The organism is Enterobacter cloacae complex sp. HYC080_NIDB (assembly GCF_056673325.1).
The window spans coordinates 2837125-2856288 of the sequence record NZ_CP114212.1; the positions used below are offsets into that span (position 1 = coordinate 2837125).

General features: G+C 59.9%; 22 protein-coding genes and 1 riboswitch. Of the genes, 11 read left to right on the top strand and 11 right to left on the bottom strand.

What is annotated here, in order from left to right; translation table 11 throughout:
* The first annotated feature begins 6 nt into the window (after positions 1-6).
* Genes rutD through rutG form a run of 4 tightly spaced genes read left to right on the top strand, consistent with a single transcriptional unit; the run spans position 7 to position 3255 of the window.
* Positions 7-807 carry a pyrimidine utilization protein D gene (gene rutD / locus O1723_RS13540; protein ID WP_014883308.1) on the top strand — a complete coding sequence of 267 codons (801 nt, stop codon included), beginning with the start codon at positions 7-9 and terminating at the stop codon, positions 805-807.
* Positions 808-816: 9 nt separating this feature from the next.
* Positions 817-1407 carry a malonic semialdehyde reductase gene (locus O1723_RS13545; RefSeq protein WP_014883307.1) on the top strand — a complete coding sequence of 197 codons (591 nt, stop codon included), beginning with the start codon at positions 817-819 and terminating at the stop codon, positions 1405-1407.
* Positions 1408-1416: 9 nt separating this feature from the next.
* Positions 1417-1911, top strand: a complete 495-nt coding sequence (rutF, locus tag O1723_RS13550; RefSeq protein ID WP_032665417.1) for an NADH-dependent FMN reductase RutF — start codon at positions 1417-1419, stop codon at positions 1909-1911.
* 21 nt (positions 1912-1932) lie between these two features.
* Positions 1933-3255, top strand: a complete 1323-nt coding sequence (rutG, locus tag O1723_RS13555) for a pyrimidine utilization transport protein G (protein ID WP_023337068.1) — start codon at positions 1933-1935, stop codon at positions 3253-3255.
* A gap of 110 nt (positions 3256-3365) precedes the next feature.
* On the opposite strand, the gene O1723_RS13560 is transcribed toward rutG, so the two are convergent.
* Both O1723_RS13560 and O1723_RS13565 read right to left on the bottom strand, forming a co-directional pair.
* Positions 3366-4286, bottom strand: a complete 921-nt coding sequence (locus tag O1723_RS13560) for a DMT family transporter (protein WP_023337067.1) — start codon at positions 4284-4286, stop codon at positions 3366-3368.
* Between the two features lie 116 nt (positions 4287-4402).
* Positions 4403-4573, bottom strand: coding sequence for a con-10 family general stress protein (locus tag O1723_RS13565; RefSeq protein ID WP_023332656.1), 171 nt, complete (start codon positions 4571-4573; stop codon positions 4403-4405).
* A 391-nt stretch (positions 4574-4964) separates the two neighbouring features.
* Between O1723_RS13565 and wrbA the strand changes: the two genes are divergently transcribed.
* Together wrbA and O1723_RS13575 are read left to right on the top strand one after the other, a co-directional pair.
* On the top strand, positions 4965-5561 hold the full coding sequence (gene wrbA, locus O1723_RS13570; protein WP_014883301.1) for an NAD(P)H:quinone oxidoreductase: 597 nt from the start codon (positions 4965-4967) through the stop codon (positions 5559-5561).
* Positions 5562-5579: 18 nt separating this feature from the next.
* Positions 5580-5807, top strand: a complete 228-nt coding sequence (locus O1723_RS13575) for a YccJ family protein (RefSeq protein ID WP_014883300.1) — start codon at positions 5580-5582, stop codon at positions 5805-5807.
* Between the two features lie 35 nt (positions 5808-5842).
* Here O1723_RS13575 and agp read toward each other — a convergent pair whose 3' ends face one another.
* Together agp and O1723_RS13585 are read right to left on the bottom strand one after the other, a co-directional pair.
* A complete protein-coding gene (gene agp, locus O1723_RS13580) occupies positions 5843-7084 on the bottom strand; it encodes a bifunctional glucose-1-phosphatase/inositol phosphatase (RefSeq protein WP_023337066.1) in 1242 nt (413 codons plus the stop codon).
* A 103-nt stretch (positions 7085-7187) separates the two neighbouring features.
* Entirely contained in the window at positions 7188-7688 is a 501-nt protein-coding gene (locus O1723_RS13585) for a DedA family protein (RefSeq protein ID WP_014883299.1), read from the bottom strand.
* 158 nt (positions 7689-7846) lie between these two features.
* Positions 7847-8016, top strand: a riboswitch (M-box (ykoK) riboswitch).
* A 60-nt stretch (positions 8017-8076) separates the two neighbouring features.
* Between O1723_RS13585 and O1723_RS13590 the strand changes: the two genes are divergently transcribed.
* Entirely contained in the window at positions 8077-9078 is a 1002-nt protein-coding gene (locus tag O1723_RS13590; protein WP_023338231.1) for a magnesium transporter, read from the top strand.
* On the opposite strand, the gene hpxK is transcribed toward O1723_RS13590, so the two are convergent.
* The 7 genes from hpxK to hpxU all read right to left on the bottom strand — a co-directional run bounded on the left by hpxK (position 9044) and on the right by hpxU (position 15416).
* Positions 9044-10306, bottom strand: a complete 1263-nt coding sequence (hpxK, locus tag O1723_RS13595; protein WP_023337064.1) for an allantoate amidohydrolase — start codon at positions 10304-10306, stop codon at positions 9044-9046. The two genes, O1723_RS13590 and hpxK, sit on opposite strands and share 35 nt — an antisense overlap.
* Positions 10303-11544, bottom strand: coding sequence for a pyridoxal-phosphate-dependent aminotransferase family protein (locus O1723_RS13600; RefSeq protein WP_023337063.1), 1242 nt, complete (start codon positions 11542-11544; stop codon positions 10303-10305). Before O1723_RS13600 ends, hpxK begins: the two co-directional genes overlap by 4 nt.
* Positions 11545-11557: 13 nt before the next feature.
* The gene (locus O1723_RS13605; RefSeq protein ID WP_023292833.1) at positions 11558-12295 is read right to left on the bottom strand and encodes an amino acid ABC transporter ATP-binding protein; all 738 of its coding nucleotides are present in this window, start codon (positions 12293-12295) and stop codon (positions 11558-11560) included.
* On the bottom strand, positions 12276-12932 hold the full coding sequence (locus O1723_RS13610) for an amino acid ABC transporter permease (RefSeq protein ID WP_014883296.1): 657 nt from the start codon (positions 12930-12932) through the stop codon (positions 12276-12278). Before O1723_RS13610 ends, O1723_RS13605 begins: the two co-directional genes overlap by 20 nt.
* On the bottom strand, positions 12932-13597 hold the full coding sequence (locus O1723_RS13615) for an amino acid ABC transporter permease (protein WP_023332651.1): 666 nt from the start codon (positions 13595-13597) through the stop codon (positions 12932-12934). Before O1723_RS13615 ends, O1723_RS13610 begins: the two co-directional genes overlap by 1 nt.
* A gap of 4 nt (positions 13598-13601) precedes the next feature.
* The gene (locus O1723_RS13620; protein ID WP_014883294.1) at positions 13602-14384 is read right to left on the bottom strand and encodes a transporter substrate-binding domain-containing protein; all 783 of its coding nucleotides are present in this window, start codon (positions 14382-14384) and stop codon (positions 13602-13604) included.
* A gap of 192 nt (positions 14385-14576) precedes the next feature.
* Positions 14577-15416, bottom strand: coding sequence for a MurR/RpiR family transcriptional regulator HpxU (gene hpxU / locus O1723_RS13625; protein WP_014883293.1), 840 nt, complete (start codon positions 15414-15416; stop codon positions 14577-14579).
* A 144-nt stretch (positions 15417-15560) separates the two neighbouring features.
* Here hpxU and hpxW point away from each other — a divergent pair, with 144 nt between their 5' ends.
* Genes hpxW through hpxZ form a run of 4 tightly spaced genes read left to right on the top strand, consistent with a single transcriptional unit; the run spans position 15561 to position 19120 of the window.
* The gene (hpxW, locus tag O1723_RS13630; RefSeq protein WP_023337061.1) at positions 15561-17144 is read left to right on the top strand and encodes an oxamate amidohydrolase; all 1584 of its coding nucleotides are present in this window, start codon (positions 15561-15563) and stop codon (positions 17142-17144) included.
* A 10-nt stretch (positions 17145-17154) separates the two neighbouring features.
* On the top strand, positions 17155-17343 hold the full coding sequence (gene hpxX / locus O1723_RS13635; protein WP_014883291.1) for an oxalurate catabolism protein HpxX: 189 nt from the start codon (positions 17155-17157) through the stop codon (positions 17341-17343).
* The gene (locus O1723_RS13640) at positions 17340-18737 is read left to right on the top strand and encodes an AtzE family amidohydrolase (RefSeq protein WP_032665412.1); all 1398 of its coding nucleotides are present in this window, start codon (positions 17340-17342) and stop codon (positions 18735-18737) included. Before hpxX ends, O1723_RS13640 begins: the two co-directional genes overlap by 4 nt.
* A complete protein-coding gene (gene hpxZ / locus O1723_RS13645) occupies positions 18734-19120 on the top strand; it encodes an oxalurate catabolism protein HpxZ (RefSeq protein WP_023337059.1) in 387 nt (128 codons plus the stop codon). The genes O1723_RS13640 and hpxZ overlap by 4 nt, the downstream gene beginning before the upstream one ends.
* Positions 19121-19164: the final 44 nt, after the last annotated feature.

A 19164-nucleotide genomic window follows, 5' to 3' on the forward strand; every position in this document is an offset into this window, starting at 1 on the left:
GCAGCCATGAAACTCTCCGTCTCACCGCCCCCGTATGAGGGGGCACCCGTGGTAGTCCTCATTGCCGGTCTCGGCGGCAGCGGCAGCTACTGGCTGCCCCAGCTGGCCGCGCTGGAGCCGGAGTATCAGGTGGTGTGCTATGACCAGCGGGGGACGGGTAATAACCGCGATACCCTGCCGGAAGGCTATAGCCTGGCGCAAATGGCGGACGAACTGGCCATAGCGCTGGCTGAAGCCGGAATTGCCCGCTACTGCGTGGTAGGGCATGCGCTGGGCGCGCTGATCGGGCTACAGCTGGCCCTCGACAGACCTGATGCGCTCACCGCGCTGGTGTGCGTCAACGGCTGGCTAACCCTCAACGCCCATACCCGACGCTGTTTTCAGATCCGCGAGCGTTTGCTGCATTCCGGCGGCGCGCAGGCGTGGGTAGAGGCGCAGCCGCTGTTTCTCTACCCGGCAGACTGGATGGCTGCTCGTGCGCCCCGCCTGGAGGCCGAAGAAGCGCTGGCGCTGGCCCATTTCCAGGGCAAAAGCAACCTGCTGCACAGGCTCAGCGCCCTGAAGAAAGCGGATTTCAGCCGCCACGCCGCGCGTATTCATTGTCCGGTACACCTCATCTGTTCCGCCGACGACATGCTGGTGCCCTGTGTCTGCTCGACTGAGCTACAGGCGGCTCTCCCACGCAGCCACAGCGTGGTCATGCGTCAGGGCGGGCATGCCTGCAACGTCACCGAACCGAACACCTTTAACACCCTGCTGCTGAACGGGCTTGCCAGCCTGCTGCACAGTTCTGAACCCGCTTTATAAGGAGCTTTAATGAGCGAAGCCATTAATCCTGCGGCGCGCGAAACGCTATTCACCGGCGCCCGTACCCACAACGGCTGGCAGAATCTGCCCGTCAGCGACGAGACGCTGCGCGAAATCTACGACCTGATGAAATGGGGCCCAACCTCCGCCAACTGCTCCCCGGCGCGAATCGTGTTTGTGCGCAGCGCAGAGGGAAAAGAGAAGCTGCGCCCGGCGCTCTCCAGCGGCAATCTGGAAAAAACGCTCACCGCGCCGGTCACGGCGATTGTTGCCTGGGACAGCGAGTTTTATGAGCGCCTGCCGGAACTGTTCCCGCACGGCGATGCCAGAAGCTGGTTTACCACCAGCCCGGCGCTCGCCGAAGAGACGGCATTTCGCAACAGCTCCATGCAGGCTGCTTACCTAATTTTCGCCTGTCGCGCCCTCGGGCTGGACACCGGCCCGATGTCAGGCTTTGACCGACAAAAGGTCGACGAGGCCTTTTTCACCGGCACGCTGCTTAAAAGCAATCTGCTGATCAACATTGGCTATGGTGATACGAACAAACTTTACGGACGCCTGCCGCGTCTGGCGTTCGAAGATGCCTGCGGGCTGGCGTAAGGAGCAATCATGACGACACCGGATAAACAAACCTTTCGCGACGCCATGGCCTGCGTCGGCGCGGCAGTCAACATCATCACCACCGACGGCCCGGCGGGAATGGCGGGATTCACTGCCAGCGCGGTGTGCAGCGTCACGGATTCGCCTCCCACCCTGCTGGTATGCCTGAACCGCGGCGCGTCCGTCTGGCCGACGTTTAGCGAAAACCGCACGCTGTGCGTGAACACCCTGAGCGCCGGACAAGAGCCGCTATCCAACCTGTTTGGCGGCAAAACGCCAATGGAGACGCGCTTTGCCGCCGCCCGCTGGCAATCGGGCGATACGGGGTGTCCGCGTCTGGAGGATGCGCTGGCCTCGTTTGACTGCCGCATCAGCCAGGTGGTGAGCGTCGGTACCCACGACATTCTGTTTTGCGACATTGTTTCGATTGTTCGCCACCCCGCGCCGCAAGGGCTGGTGTGGTTTGACCGCGGCTACCACGCGCTTATGCGACCCGCCTGCTAAGGCGCTTTAAGGAGACAGACCATGTTCGGATTTCCCCACTGGCAGTTGAAATCGACCTCCACAGAAGCAGGCGTGGTCGCGCCGGATGAACGACTCCCGCTCGGACAAACGATGGTGATGGGCGTCCAGCATGCAGTCGCGATGTTTGGTGCGACCGTACTCATGCCGATGCTGATGGGGCTTGATCCCAACCTGTCGATTCTGATGTCGGGTATCGGCACCCTGCTGTTCTTTTTTGTCACCGGTGGGCGCGTGCCCAGCTATCTGGGCTCCAGCGCCGCGTTTGTCGGGGTGGTTATCGCCACAACCGGATTTAACGGCCAGGGGATCAACCCTAACCTGAGCGTGGCGCTCGGCGGCATCATCGCCTGCGGCCTGGTCTATACCCTGATTGGTCTGGTGGTGATGAAGATCGGCACGCGCTGGATCGAACGCATGATGCCTCCCGTGGTGACCGGTGCCGTCGTCATGGCGATTGGCCTGAACCTGGCGCCGATCGCAGTGAAAAGCGTCTCCGGCTCGCCGTTTGAAAGCTGGATGGCGGTGATCACCGTGCTGTGTATCGGCCTGGTGGCGGTGTTTACGCGCGGGATGATCCAGCGTCTGCTGATTCTGGTCGGGCTGATTGTCGCCTGTCTGGTTTACGCTCTGCTGGCGAACGTTTTCGGTCTCGGCAAGCCGGTCGATTTTACCCTGCTCCATCAGGCTGCCTGGTTTGGCCTGCCGCAGGTCACTTCCCCCACCTTTAACACCCAGGCAATGATGCTTATCGCACCGGTGGCGGTGATCCTGGTGGCGGAGAACTTAGGTCACCTGAAGGCGGTCGCGGGAATGACCGGCCTCAGTATGGACCCGTACATGGGCCGGGCATTTGTCGGTGACGGTCTGGCAACCATGATCTCCGGCTCCGTGGGCGGCAGCGGCGTCACCACCTATGCCGAAAATATCGGCGTGATGGCGGTGACCAAAGTCTACTCGACGCTGGTCTTCGTCGCGGCAGCGGCGATGGCGATACTGCTTGGTTTCTCTCCGAAGTTCGGCGCGCTGATCCACACCATTCCGTCGCCGGTCATCGGCGGAGCATCGATTGTGGTATTTGGGCTGATCGCCGTGGCTGGCGCGCGAATCTGGGTGCAGCATCGGGTCGATCTGAGCCAGAACAGCAACCTGATTATGGTGGCGGTCACGCTGGTGCTGGGCGCGGGTGATTTCGCCCTGACGCTGGGCGGATTTACGATTGGTGGGATCGGCACGGCAACGTTCGGGGCAATTCTGCTTAACGCCCTGCTGAGCCGCCGGAAAGGGGATGAAGCGCAGGCTGAAGCCATCACCCCCTCAACCTGAAATGAGTGCTGCTTTCTTGCCGGGTGACGCTACGCTTACCCTGCCTACAATGAGCATGTAGGCCCGCGCAAGCGTAGCGCCGCCGGGCAAAACGGGCAGCGTGCACGTTGTTAGCTATCTGCCCCTTGTTCAGCCCCCACCCCGGTAATCGCCTTGCGTCGTTTTTTTAGCTTCAGCTCGCTCACCAGCACCCCGGCGACAATAAATGCCGCACCGACCAGGGCCAGCAGCGGCAAGCGCTCTCCGGCGAGGCGACCAAAAATCCCCGCCCATACCGGTTCGCCGGTGTAGATCACCGTTGCCCGCGTCGGGGAGACGCTGCGCTGCGCCCAGTTCATGGTGACCTGAATAATGGCGCTGAAGATGCCCAGCCCCAACGCGACCACGATCAGACCGGTAGACATCGGCGGCACGGACTCTCCGGCCGGTACCATCGTCGCAAACGCCACCAGCGAGGCCGTGGCGAGCTGGACCACCGTCACGCGCTTGACGTCCACCTTGCCCGCCCAGGCGCTAATCAGAATAATTTCCGCCGCAATGGCAATCGCCCCGACGAGGGTAATGATCTCGCCCGGTCCCAGTGCCAGCAGGTTATTTTCCGGCCCGGCCAGCAAAATCAGGCCGATAAATGCCAGCACGATACCGATGCAGGACATCATCCCCGGCAGCCGTCCCAGGCAAAGCCACTGCAGGAGCGGTACCAGCGGTACATACATGGCGGTGATAAATGCCGATTTGCTGCTGGAGATAGTCTGTAATCCCCATGTCTGCAGGCTGTAGCCCATTGCAATCGCCACCCCGATCGCCACCCCGGCCTTCAGCTCTTTAAGGGTTAATCCGCGCAGGGATTTTAGCGATACGAGCGCCACGGCTATCGCCGCCGTCGCAAAGCGCAGACCAACAAAAAAGAACGGATCGCTCAGCGTTACCGCGTACTGGACGGCCAGAAACGTCCCGCCCCAGAACATGGTGATGAGAATAAGGATGGCTTCCTGCGGTTTTACGGAGAATTTAAAGCGTGAGACAGACATGCGACACCAGCAAATGAGAACAATTCTGTAGTGTGCGTCGCCTTTGGTTACAGTTCAATGTTGCAGAAATAAAAAAACCGCCGGGAACGCCCGGCGGCAGGGTTCAGCCTGGCGCGTTACTTATTGCTGCCGTGGCTGTTTTTACCCCCTTTCTTGCCAGCCTCTGATGCGCGCTGAGGGTCATTTTTGAAGTTGCCCCCGCTATGCTGGCCACCTTTACGACCTGCTTCTGATGCTCTTTCACGGTCTTCAGCGAAATTACCTGAACCACCACGATGGTTTGCCATCTCTAACCTCCAGAGTGTGAAACATTAGACATCATATTGCATTCAGTAAAAGAGGATTCTTTCACCTCGCGGCATGAGGACAGTGCCTTTATCTGTGCCGCGTGAAACTAAGCTTAGTGGACTAAGGCTGTCCGGCAAGCCGCTGGTAATATCCTGCAACAGGATCTCAGTCTTTCGGGTGAGATAACGCGACGGAGATTCATAACTCTTTCTTATCATTTCAAAAAACGGAGGCGAGAAAGTTGTTTCATTTTGCTACAGCACGCTTCCCCAATCATATTGTTATAAATCAAAGAAATGGTGTTCATTTTTGCAGTCTGGCCGTGATGGCATATCTTTAAATGAACGCAGCGATCCGCTGTCAGAAAACACAAACGAGGAGTGATGCAAAATGGCAAAAGTTCTGGTGCTCTATTATTCCATGTATGGACACATTGAAACCATGGCTCACGCAGTCGCAGAAGGTGCAAACAGGGTGGACGGCGTTGAGGTTGTTGTGAAGCGCGTACCGGAAACCATGCAGGCGGAAGCCTTCGCCAAAGCCGGGGGAAAAACACAGAATGCCCCGGTCGCCACGCCTCAGGAGCTGGCAGATTACGATGCGATTATTTTCGGGACGCCAACCCGTTTCGGCAATATGTCCGGCCAGATGCGCACCTTCCTCGATCAGACGGGCGGGCTATGGGCCTCAGGCGCTTTATACGGCAAACTCGCCAGCGTCTTCAGCTCTACCGGCACCGGTGGCGGTCAGGAGCAGACGATTACCTCAACCTGGACTACCCTTGCTCATCATGGGATGGTGATTGTGCCGATTGGCTACGGCGCGCAGGAACTCTTTGATGTTTCTCAGGTACGTGGCGGTACTCCCTACGGTGCAACCACCATTGCCGGCGGCGATGGTTCCCGACAGCCGAGCGACGAAGAGCTCGCCATCGCCCGTTATCAGGGTGAGCATGTCGCGGGCCTCGCCAAAAAACTGAACGGCTAACTCAACAGGAGGACAAGCATGCCAACTCAGGAATCAAAAGCCCACCGCGTGGGTGAATGGGCAAGTTTACGCAATACCTCTCCGGAGATTGCCGAAGCCATTTTTGAAGTCGCGAAATATGACGAGAAACTGGCAGAGCAGATTTGGGAAGAAGGTAGCGACGAAGTGCTGGTTCGCGCCTTCGAAAAGACGGACAAAGACTCGCTCTTCTGGGGCGAACAGACCATCGAACGTAAAAACGTCTAAGCGTTTCCCCCCCCGCCTTTGCGGGGGGGTATCCTCTATTTTGCCGCGCTGTTCATCACCGCATTAAACTTATCAACCGGGCAGAAGCCGTTAGCATCCACCGGGCAGCCTTTCAGCTCCAGCGTCACACGCTGCGCGGGGGATTCCAGCGACAGCACGCTGGCGTTTCGCAGCTGCTCTGAGCTCTGGTAGACATACTCAATTTTCATCAGTTCCTGGTTAGCGTTTTTGTCATGCCAGCGCTGGAAGACTATTTTGCCGCCAATTGGCGTGCGCTCGTGCTGATCGTGGAGTTGATACGGTTTGAAATCCAGCGCGGTCAGCAGCGAAGCAATGTTTGAATCATGCCCCACCAGCAGGGTGATTTTAGGCGCTTTCGCCTGATCGGTGACCAGCGCTTTATCAATATATTTCACCAGGGGTTTGGCGACGTTTTGCGCCACCTCGGTGGAGGTAAACAGCGAGTCCTGATAGCCGTTTTTCAGCTTCGACAGCACACGCCACTGCTGGTCAGTCTTGATCTCACCCCAGGCCACCTGGTCAGCCGGGAAACCTTCGTAATATTGCAGCGTGAACGCATCCACCAGCGAGTTACCCACTTTCAGCGGACCTGACACGCCTGGCTCTTTTTCATAGTCGGCACTGAACGTATCTTTCGCGTCCGCCAGCGAGCAGACTTTTTTCTCTTTGCAGGACGGCGAATCGGCGTAGTTCGTCATCTGCTCCAGCAGCTTATAGCTTTCTGAAAGCTGCATTTTCTGCCGCTCGGTCTCCATCGCCTTCAGCGCTTTTTCGCGGAACTCAGGCGAGTTATCGGTAATGACCGGATTAAAGGTGGGATCCATCGTGCCCATTTTTTCCTGATGATGCACAGGCACATCGCACCCCGGGAACGCGCCGGTAATGAAGAATTGTGCGGTCGCAACGGTACGCTGCAGGCTATTGGCATATGCATAAACGGTGTCCGCTGGCGGGCACTCTCCAGTCTTTATCATCCCCTGCTGCGCCAGCCACTCGCGCATGTAATGACCCATATAGACTTCCAGCACGCCGCCTTTGGTGGTGAGCTGACCACCCGGTACCTCCCACTCTGGCCACTGTTTCGGCGTGGACTGCTCCAGCACGCTGCCGTTGTTGGCGAGCGGTGCGCGTAGGTTATGGCGACTCATGATTAAAACTTGCTCCAGCTGATACCCTTCCGGCGTCTCTTGTGCCTGCACGCCAAACGTTGCTGAAATGGAACCGGCGACTGCCAGCGCGAGTAGTGCTTTTCTCATCCCTAATTCCTCACTCGTTTTAAAATGTCGCATTCAGTGTGACAGATTCGTGACAATTTTCCGGGAAGCATTTCTCAATCTGATGAATACCTTACTCGCCGATTCAGACGCTGATGCCAGCGACGATGCCAACATACAGCGCCGCCCACGCGCAGGCAGAAAGCAGGCTGACGGCGTAGACCTTCACGGCGCTTAGCCTGAGCATCCCCGCTGCCAGCGGCACGATATAACGCAATACCGCCAGAAAGCGCGACGTAAACAGCGCAATTTCACCGTTCTTTTGCAGCTGATGCTGCACTCTCAAAAACCTGTCGGCATGCTTAGACGTGAAACGCGTGACCAGCCGGGTGTGTCCCATCAGCTGGCCAACATGGTAATTCAGCACCGATCCCACCGTTGCCCCCATTACCACGGCAAGCCATGCGAGCCCAGGATGCATGCTCCCCTGGCTGACGCCGATGCCCGCCAGCAGCATCACCGAGGCGGGTGGCAGCACGGAGGAGATCAGTACCGTCGATTTACCCAGCGCCATCACGAATAACAACGCAAACAGATGTGCCGGATAGAGCGCAAAATGAGTAAGCAGATGATCAAACCACGCCATTTACCCCATCCTCGTGATGATTTAATCTTTTATTTAAAATGAATAACCTTAAATAAACCCTCAACATCGTATTAATAAAATTCTTCTAAACCGTTCTTAAACATTATTTAAAATCCTGAGCGGTAAAATTAAATATGCGTATTATCCCTCACGTTTTACAACGATCTCGTTATGGCGAGGCTCCTGTACAAATACACGTTATCGCTCTGGTGGGTTCGAGAGAACCGACACAGGGTAAAACAGGCACTGTCGAATCAAGGCTTTGTCAGTATAACTTCCCTTGCGGGATACGGTGTACAGTGCTGAACCCAGGACGTGGGGATCTCCTCTTCGACATGCCCTGTCTTGCTCGCCCCTGAGAGATATTTTTATTCAAAGGGAATTCACTATGTCTTACGCTATTCACAATCAAAACCCGGCATTCAATGACAGCGCCATCGCGCAATATATGAATACCGATTTTATCGTCCTTGATATTGCATTATGCGTGGCGCTGGCGCGCGAGCAATTCTTCGCAAAATTAAAAGACGACGATATTCCATCGCATATTTTTATTGAAGACAATGGCCGCCTGGCGGGCATGATTGCGGTGCGTAAATTGCTGCAAACCGCCGATACGCTACAGCCGGTGAAATCGCTGATGATCTCGCAGTTTTTACAGGTCAAACCGGAGGATAAACGTGCCGATGTTGCCGGCCAGCTGGCGCACGGCGGCGCGGACGTGGTGCCGGTGGTCACCCACGGCAAGCTCGTCGGCTGCCTGACCGAGCGCGAAATCGCCCATCTGCTGGAAGATGACGTCACCGAAGACGCTCAGCTTCAGGGGGCGACGCTGCCGCTGGAGAAGCCCTATCTGGAAACCAGCGCCTTCAGCTTGTGGAAGAAACGCTCCGTCTGGCTGCTGCTGCTGTTTGTCGCGGAAGCCTACACCAGTTCGGTGATCCAGCACTTCGAAGAGGCGCTGGAGTCCGCCATTGCGCTGGCGTTCTTTATTCCGCTGCTGATCGGCACGGGCGGCAACAGCGGAACGCAGATCACCTCCACGCTGGTGCGCGCCATGGCGCTGGGAGAGGTGCATCTTCGCGACGTCGGGCGCGTGCTGCGAAAAGAGATGTCCACTTCGCTGATGATTGCCGTGACGCTCGGGATTGCCGGGTGTATCCGCGCGTGGATGATGGGGATTGGGCTGGAAATCACGCTTATCGTCAGCCTGACGCTGGTGTGCATAACGCTGTGGAGCGCGATTGTGTCGTCCGTGATTCCGATGGTGCTCAAACGCTGCGGCATTGACCCGGCGGTCGTCTCCGCGCCGTTTATCGCGACGCTTATCGACGGTACCGGGCTGATTATCTACTTCAAGATCGCGCAATATACGCTGGGGCTGGAGTAACGCGGTCCGCCAGCTGGATCACCGCTCGCGAAAACGCCTCAATCGCCAGCGCGACATCCTCAGCCATCACCGACTCTGCCGGGTGGTGGCTGACGCCCCCCTTGCAGCGCACAAACAGCATCCCTACCGGCCAGCGTTCCGCGATGGCAATCGCATCATGGCCCGCGCCGCTGGGCAGCGACAGTGAACGCCCCTGCACCGATTCGACGGCCTCCCCTAACACGTTTTGCAGGTGGATATCGCACGGCGTGGCCGCGATGCGGTAAAACTCCTCGGCGCTGAACTGCAGTCCGCGTCGCGACGCGATTGCCTGCGCATTTTCCAGCAATTCGGCCAGCAACCGATCCAGCGGCGCATCCTGCGGACCGCGGATATCCAGCGAGAGCTGAACCTCGCCGGGGATCACGTTTACCGCACCGGGCAGGCAGCGCAGCTCCCCGACCGTCGCCACCCGATTGCCGCCCTGCTGCCGGGTGGTATTTTCGATGAGAACCATCCATTCGGCAGCGGCGGCCAGCGCGTCCTTACGATGGTTCATCGGCACGGTTCCCGCGTGCCCGGCTTCGCCGGTGAAACGGCAATTCAGGCGACGTGCGCCGTTGATGGCTTCCACCACGCCGAGCGCGAGACCGTCCTGCTCAAGGCACGGCCCCTGTTCAATGTGCAGCTCCAGGTAGGCGCTGAAATCCTCGGGACGGCGTGCGGCATGCGACACGCGGCCGGGATCGAGCCCCACCTGCACCATTGCCTGCGCTACGCTGATGCCGCTGGCGTCGGTTTTTTCCAGCCAGTCCTGCGGCCAGGTGCCCGTCAGCCCCCGGCTGCCTAACAGCGTAATGCCGAAACGGGTGCCCTCTTCATCGCAAAAACCGACAATCTCAATGGCCTGCGCCAGGTGCAGGCCCTGCTGGTGCAGGCTGTCCACCACTTCAATCGCGGTGAGCACCCCGAGCATACCGTCGTAGCGCCCCGCATTGCGCACGGTATCCAGATGCGAGCCGAGCAGCACCGCCTGCGCGCCTTCCTGAGCACCTTCATAGCGTCCACAGATATTGCCCACGCTGTCCTGCCAGACGGTCATCCCCGCCTGGCTCATCCACTGCCCGACCAGCTGGTTGGCCTGCAGATGCTGCGCCGAGAGGTAGACCCGGGTCAGCGCATCCGGCGTTTCGCTGATGGCGGCCAGCGCATCGGCGCGCGCCATCACCCGTTCTGCCGCCGGGCTCATTGCGGCGTCTCGCGGCGATAGTGATCCCACGCGGCCTGCATGGCGGCCCCCTGCGTGGTGGTGAATTTCAGGTAGTTCAGCACCGACTCCAGCGCGCTCAGGGTGGTCATCACGCAGTCTTTGCGCGCGTTATAACCCATGGTGCCAATGCGCCACACTTTACCGTGCAGCGGGCCAAACGAGGTGCCGATTTCAATCCCGAAATCCTCCAGCATCAGCTTACGCACCTCGTCGCCGTTGACGCCCTGTGGAATCACCACGCCCAGCACGTTATTCATCTTGTGCTTCAGGTCGCCGAAGGTCTCCAGCCCCATCGCCTGAATGCCCTTCAGGAGCGCATCGCCGTGCAGCTTGTGGCGGGCAATGCCGTTCTCCAGCCCTTCCTGCAGGATCAGCCGCGCGCATTCGCGGGCGCCAAACAGCGCGGTGGTAGCTTCGGTATGGTGATTCAGCCGTTCCGGGCCCCAGTAGTCCATCACCATGCCAAGATCGAAGTAGTTGGAGTAGATCATCTCCTCGTCGCCGTCGCGGTGGGCGTCGGTGCGAATGCCCGCCTCAACGCACTTGCGGCGGCGGATCGCCTCCTCCATCCGCGTACTCAGGGTGACTGGCGAAGTACCCGATGGCCCGCCGAGACACTTCTGCATCCCGGCCGAGACGGCATCCAGCCCCCAGGCGTCGGTCTCCAGCGCGTTGCCGCCGAGCGACGCGGTGGCGTCGGTGTAAAACAGCACGTCGTAGCGGCGGCAGATAGCGCCAAGCTCCGCGAGCGGCTGCAGCATGGTGGTGGAGGTGTCGCCCTGTACGGTGAGCAGCAGGCGAGGACGAATACGCTTAATTGCATCCTCCACCTGGTCCGGGGCGAACACCTCGCCCCACGGCACCTCGATGGTATGCACCTCCGCCCGACAGCGGCGGGCAATTTCGCACAGCAGGTGACCAAAGCGGCCAAAGACCGGAACCAGCACTTTATCCCCCGGGCGAATGGCGGAAACCAGTATCGCTTCAATCCCCGCCCGGGAGGTACCGTCGACCAGCATCGTCCAGCGATTTTCAGTGCGGAATACGCCGCGATAGAGCGCCATCACCTCGTTCATGTAGTGGGTCATGGCCGGATCGTACTGACCAATCAGCTGGCTCGACATAGCGCGCAGCACGCGCGGGTCGGCGTTGATCGGCCCTGGCCCCATCAGTAGACGTTGCGGCGGGTTAATTTGCGGAAAATGTGCAATATCCATGAGTCAGTCCTTATCAGTTGAGGCCGCGCACGGAGGAGATGAACTGCTTCAGTTCCGTGGTCTGCGGGTTGGCGAACAGCGTTTTGCTGTCGCCCTGCTCCCAGACTTTCCCCTGGTGCATAAACACCACGCGGTCGCCCACTTCGCGGGCAAAATTCATTTCGTGCGTCACGAGAATCAGGGTCATCCCCTCGGCGGCCAGCTGCTCCAGTACCTTGAGCACTTCGCCCACCAGCTCCGGGTCAAGCGCGGAGGTGATCTCGTCACAGAGTAAAACTTTAGGCGACATCGCCAGCGCGCGGGCAATCGCCACGCGCTGCTGCTGGCCGCCGGAGAGGCTCGACGGGTAGTAATCCAGACGATCGCCTAAGCCCACTTTCTCCAGCATGCGCTGCGCCAGCTCCCGGCATTCGGCAGCACTTTTCTTCAGCACCCGACGCGGGGCGAGCATGACGTTTTCCAGCGCCGTCATGTGCGGGAACAGGTTGAAGCTCTGGAACACCATCCCCACCGAGCGGCTGATTTCACGCGCCTGGGAATCCCGGTCGGTAATGGTCATGCCGCCCAGCTTAATGCTGCCGTCCTGATAGCCCTCCAGGCCGTTGATACAGCGCAGCAGCGTGCTTTTTCCCGATCCGCTGCGCCCGATAATAGAGATCACCTGGCCCATGTCGATATCCAGATCGACGCCCTTGAGCACGTGGTTATTACCGTAGTACTTCTGCACCTGATTAATGGTGATGAGAGGCATTGAATTTCGTCTCCAGATAGCGGCTGTAGCGCGACAGCGGATAACACAGAATGAAGTAGCCCAGCGCCACCAGCGCAAAGACTTTGAACGGCTGATAGGTCACGTTGGTCAGCATGGTCCCGGCCTTGGTCAGCTCGATAAAGCCGATAATCGACGCCAGCGCGGTGCCTTTGATTACCTGCACCGCAAAGCCCACCGTCGGGGCGATGCCGATGCGCAGCGCCTGCGGAGCGACCACGCGAAACAGGGTCTGGCCGAAGGTCAGGCCCAGGCAGCGCGAGGCTTCCCACTGCCCCTTCGGCAGGGCGCGAATGCTGCCGTACCAGATATCGAGCAGAAATGCGCTGGTGTAAAAGGTTAACGCCAGCGAGGCGGCGGTCCACGGCGAGACGTCAATGCCGAACAGCGCCACGCCGAAGAAGGCCAGGAACAGCTGCATCAGCAGCGGGGTGCCCTGAAACAGCTCGATATAGCCGCGGATAATGCGCTTCACCGTGCGCCCGCCCGTCAGGCGCAGCAGCAGGAGCGGCAGCGTTACCACCGCCCCGCCGACAAACGCCACCAGCGACAGCAGCACCGTCCAGCGTCCGGCCAGCAGCAGGTTGCGAATAATGTCCCAGTCGGTAAAGGTGGTCATCATGCCTGCACCCCCAGCCATTTCCGTCCAGCCGCCATCATCAGCTGGCGCAGGGTAATCGACAGCGCTAAGTAAATACCGGTTGTCACCAGATAGACCTCAAAGCTCAAAAACGTTCTGGACTGGATCAGGTTGGCGGCAAAGGTCAGCTCTTCATACGAGACCTGCGACACCACCGACGAGCCGAGCATCACGATGATGCACTGGCTCACCAGTGCCGGATAAATACGTTGCAGCGCGGGCGGCAGCACCACGCGAATAAAGGTCTGCAGGCGGGTCAGCCCCAGCACGCGTCCGGCCTCCCACTGCCCTCTCGGCGTTACCTGAATGCCCGCGCGGATAATCTCAGTGCTGTAGGCGCCAAGGTTCACCACCATCGCCAGCAGCGCCGCTTCCCCCGCCGTCATCTTCAGGCCCAGATTCGGCAGGCCGAAGACGATGAAAAATAGCTGCACCACAAACGGCGTGTTGCGGATAATCTCCACGTAACCGCCCCAGATCCGGCTGTACCACGTTGGGCGTCCGCTGCGGATCGCCGCCCCGAAAATCCCTATCGCCAGCCCGCCGACGGTCGCCATCACCGTCAGTTGGATGGTGACCCACAATCCCGCCAGCAGCGCCGGCCAGTGCGGCCACAGTTCTGAGAAATGAAGTTGCTCAGTCATCGGCTCAGGCGCCAAGGTTTGCCGGCAGCGGGGCCTTCAGCCATTGCTCAGACAGACCGTTCAGCGTGCCGTCCTTAATGCCCTGCTCAATCAGCGCATCCACTTTTGCCTTCAGAGCCGGTTCGTTTTTCTTCAGGCCGATAAAGCACGGTGAATCTTTCAGCATAAAGCTCGGCACCGGGGCCTTATCGGCATTCTGGCGGGAAATCGCCGCCACCACGAGGTTGCCGGTCGCCACGTACTGCACCTGTCCGGAAAGGTATGCAGAGAGCGTGGTGTTATTGTCTTCGTAACGTTTCACGTTGGCATCTTTCGGCGCCAGGCTGGTGAGTACCATGTCCTCCACCGCCCCGCGCGTCACGCCGATAGTTTTTCCGCTCAGCCCGGCGGCATCTTTCAGCTCGGCCCCTTTCGGGCCAAACACGCCAAGGAAGAACGGCGCGTAGGCGCGGCTAAAATCAATCACCTTCTCGCGCTCCGGGTTTTTCCCGAGGCTGGAGATGACCAGATCCACCTTATCGGTTTGCAGATACGGCACACGGTTGGCGCTGGTCACCGGCACGAGCTGCAGCTTGAGCTTCATCTGTTTCGCCAGATAGCGTGCCATGTCAATGTCGTAGCCCTGCGGCTGCAGGTCGGTCCCCACCGAGCCAAACGGCGGGAAGTCCTGCGGCACGGCAATGCGGAGGGTGCCGCGCTTCTCGATATCCTGAAGCTGGTCAGCCTTTGCAGGCAGTTGTGTGAAGAGGCATGCGGCCCCGGCCAGTGCAATCAACAGTTTTTTCATGGTGCTTCCCCGTAACGTTAACATGAAACAAAAGATTCTTTGAATGTGATTTTGCAACTAATGTGCCAGGTGAGGCGAAACAGGGGATATTCTTATAAAGCCTGATAAAACGCGGACGGAGCGAAAAACTGAGGATATTCACGCCCCGCCACGTTGCACCATTTCAATGCAAAGCACCAGTCTGACGCCCCATTATCGTTGTTCGAGTTCGTCCAGCTGCTGATAAAGGGAAGCAATCTCGTGAATGCGCGGACGGCCTTTATCGAGACTGTCATGCAGGAAGGCATTCGCCAGCAGGTTGATCAGGCTGTTGACCGAGGAATAGCTGTCATAGGCCGAAACGCTGTCCAGCGGGGCGCAGAGCTGCCAGCTCGCCAGCGGAAACAGGCTGTGCGCCTGCGGCTCGCACATCAGCAGCACCGGAATACCGCTACTCTGAAGCTGCTGCATCAGCGGGCGGATAATGCGCGGACGGCGGCGAAAGGCCATCATCACCACCAGATCGTCAGGGGTTAAATCCACCAGCTCCTCGCTCAGGCTCTGGCCTGGCTGAGGGAGCACCAGCACCTGACCCCGCGCCTGCAGCAGCTGCTGGCGCAGGTGGAGCGCCGCGGGATAGGCGTTACGCATGCCAATAATGACAATGCGCCGCGCCTTCACCATGCAGGCCATGGCGTCGGCAAACTGCTGCGCGTCGAGAGCATTGACCCACTGGGTCAGGTTCGCCATCTCCTGCTTATAATGGCGCGCCAGTAGCGTGTTGCCCTGCACCGCGTCGCGGTTATCGGTAAGCGGCATCCCGCTCTGACGCAGGGTGCGCAGCTCGTCACGCATCTCTTTATATTTCTCATAGCCCAGACGCTTGAACAGACGGCTTACCGTGGCTTTCGATACCCCGCTCAGCTGCGCCAGCTCGGCACTGTTATAGCTAATAAGGTCGTCAAAATGATCGAAAATAAAATCCGCCACCCGCTGCTCCTGCGGCGACAGTGACGGGTATTGCGCTTTCAGTCGTTCATCAAGCTGTTCCATAACGCCTCTGTAACGTTTGTTTCATCTCATACTCACTATTCATTAAGCATGCCAGCTTCTGCGGCAACTGGCATGAAACTTTTTATTCAGAACTGGAACAGCTTTTGCAGCACCTTGTGACTTTCAGGGTTATGAGGAAGCTTCATGCAAAGTAATGTCTCCACACACGGGATGGCTGTTGCCCCCCACCACCTTGCCAGCCAGAGTGCGCTGGCCGTCCTGCGCGAAGGCGGCAGCGCGATAGAAGCCATGGTCGCGGCGGCGGCCACCATTGCCGTAGTTTACCCGCACATGAACGGGCTGGGTGGCGATGGCTTCTGGCTTATCGTGCCGCCGGAAGGGGATCCGATCGCCATTGATGCCAGCGGTGCGGCGGGATCGCGCGCGACGCTCGCGGCCTACGACGGGCTCCCGCATATCCCCCATCGCGGCCCTCAGGCGGCGCTGACTGTTGCCGGCACGGTGAGCGGCTGGGACGAGGCGCTGAAGGTCTCGCGCGAGATGACGGGCAAGGCGCTGCCGCTGTCCCGCCTGCTGGCCGACGCCATTGAGTACGCGCAAAACGGTACCCCGGTCACGGCGTCACAGGCGCATGCCACCGCCAGTAAATTTGACGAGCTAAAGGACGTTCCCGGCTTTGCCGAAACCTGGCTGGTGGACGGCAAGCCACCGCCGGTCGGGAGCCGTTTTTACCAGCCCGCCATGGCCACGACCCTTTCGCGTCTGGTGGAAGACGGTCTGGACAGTTTTTATCGCGGCCCGCTGGCGGAGGCGCTGGCGCAGGGTATGGAGACGCTGGGCCTGCCGGTCACGCTGGCCGATCTACACGCCCACGTCGCCCGGCGCACCACGCCGCTGAAGTTGCAGCATCAGCAGGGAGAAATTTATAACCACGCCCCGCCGACGCAGGGGCTGGTGTCGCTGGCGATACTCGGCATCACAGACCGCCTGAATATGGCGGAGGCTGACGATGCGGGGACGATTCACCGTATTGTTGAAGCCACCAAGCTGGCCTTTGGCCTGCGCGATGCGCACATTACCGATCCGCGCGAGCTGAAAACGGATATTCAGGCACTGCTGGCACCCACCGCCCTTCAGGCGCTTGCCGACAGGGTTGACGACAGCCGTGCCGCGCCGTGGGGCACCGGCAAAGGTCCCGGCGATACGGTGTGGATGGGCGTGATGGATAACAGCGGGCTTGCCGTGTCGTTTATCCAGAGTATTTATCACGAATTTGGCAGCGGCGTGGTACTGCCCGATACCGGCATCGTCTGGCAGAACCGGGGCGCATCGTTCAGTCTCGACCCCAGTCATCTTCTGGCCCTCGCGCCGGGCAAACAGCCTTTCCACACCCTGAACCCGGCGGCGGCGCGCCTCAAGGACGGGCGCGTGATGGTCTATGGCTCGATGGGCGGCGATGGACAGCCGCAAACGCAGGCCACGCTGTTTACCCGCTATGTGGTCCAGGGTGCGCCCCTGCAGGAGAGCATCGCTCGCCCGCGCTGGCTGCTGGGGCGTACCTGGGGACAAACGTCGGACACGTTAAAACTGGAAGGACGCTTTTCGGGTGAGACCGTGTCACAGCTCAGGGCGCGTGGACACGACGTGGAGATCTTCCCGGACTTCAGTGAAGCCATGGGCCACGCGGGGGCGATTGTGCGCCACCCCAACGGGCTGTTTGAAGGGGCGTTTGATCCGCGCAGCAACGGCGCGGCCGCCGGATTTTGAGGAGAGAATAATGACGACACAACAACCCGACTGGCAAGCCTATCTCGCGCAAATGGAGACCGTTCTTGGCGTGACGCTGGATGATGCCCGCCGCGCCGAGCTACAGGTACAGTTCAGCCGCATTGCCAGCATGGCCGCTCCATTGATGGCGCTGCCGCTCGATGACCGTCTGGAGATCGCAGGAGTGTATAAAGCATGACGCTACACGAGATGAGTATCAGCGCAATCCAGCAGGCGCTGAGTGCGGGCGAGCTGAGCGCCCATGAGATTGCCCGTCAGACGCTGGAGGCGATTGCGCGCGTGAACCCGCAGATCAACGCCTGGACCACTGTGACGAAAGCGCGCATGCTCGCCGAGGCCGCGAATATCGACACCCTGCGCCGCGAAAAGCGCCCCCTGCCACCGCTGGCGGGCGTGCCCTATGCGGTGAAAAACCTGTTTGACGTTGCCGGGCATACTACCCTCGCCGGGGCCGAGCTGTTCAGCCAGCGCCCTGCCGCGGCCACTGACAGTTTTGCCGTACGTCAGCTGCGTAGCGCGGGCGGGTTACTGACCGGGATGGTGAATATGGATGCCTACGCCTACGGCTTTACCACCGAAAACAGCCACTACGGCGCGACGCATAACCCGCACGACCTGACGCGCATCGCGGGCGGTTCGTCCGGCGGTTCAGCCGCCGCCGTGGCCGCCGGGCTGGTGCATTTTTCGCTCGGCACCGACACCAACGGCTCCATTCGCGTTCCGGCATCCCTGTGCGGGATTTATGGCCTGAAACCCACCTTTGGCCGCCTGTCGCGATCCGGTAGCCATCCGTTTGTCGCGAGTCTGGATCATATCGGGCCCTTTGCGCGCCGCGTGTGCGATCTGGCATCGGTGTACGACGCGCTTCAGGGGCGCGATACCCGCGACGGTTTTCAGGCAGAACGCTCGCGCGAGGAGACGCGTCCCCTGCTCGAACGCGGTCTGGACGGCCTGCGCTGTGCGGTGCTTGGCGGCTACTTCACCACATGGTGCGACACGGAGGCCCGGGACGCCGTGGCGCGGGTGGCGAAGGCCCTCGACGTGCAGGAGGAGCTGCGGTTCCCCGACGCCGGGCTGGCGCGCTCCGCGGCGTTTATCACCAGCGCCTCGGAAGGGGGTAACCAGTACCTGCCCGCGCTTCGCCGCGAGCCTGAGCGTTTTGAACCCCATTCCCGCGAACGGCTTCTGGCAGGCGCGATGATCCCTTCCGCCTGGTATATTCAGGCCCAGCGGTTTCGCGCTCAGGCGCGTCAGGCGTTCAACGCCTTGTTTGAACAAGCCGATGTCCTGATCGCCCCCGCAACGCCGCGTAGCGCCACGCGGATAGGTGAGCAAACCATGGAGATTAACGGTCAGCCGCTGCCCATTCGCGCCAGCATGGGCATGCTCACTCAACCGATTTCGTTCCTGGGTTTGCCGGTGACCACCGTTCCGCTACGCACCGCCCGGGGTATGCCGATTGGCCTGCAGCTGATTGCCGCGCCGTTTAACGAGCAGGCCTGCCTGCGCGTCGCGCGCGTGCTGGAAGAGAGTGGCATCACCGATGCCCGCCCGGCGGAGGTAGTCGCATGATGAATCACGATGACATTAACCAGCCGTGGGTGGTTGCCGAAGTGACGGCGGCGTTTTACCGCTATGAAGATGCGCTGGTGAGCAACAACATTGCCGTGCTGGATGAACTGTTCTGGCACGACAAAAATACGGTGCGTCTGGGGGCAGGTGAAAACCTGTACGGCATTGATGAAATCCGCGCCTTTCGTGCGGCGCGCGCGTCAGCCGGACTGGCGCGAACGTTGCGTCACACCGTCATCACTACCTTCGGGAAGAATTATGCCGTGTGCAGCACCGAGTTTACCCGCGAGGGCACGGAACGCATTGGCCGCCAGCAGCAGACGTGGGTACGGTTTGCCTGTGGGTGGCGGATCGTGGCGGCGCAGGTGAGTTTGATGTCGTAGTCGTAGGCCGGGTAAGGCGCAGCCGCCACCCGGCAAAACATCGC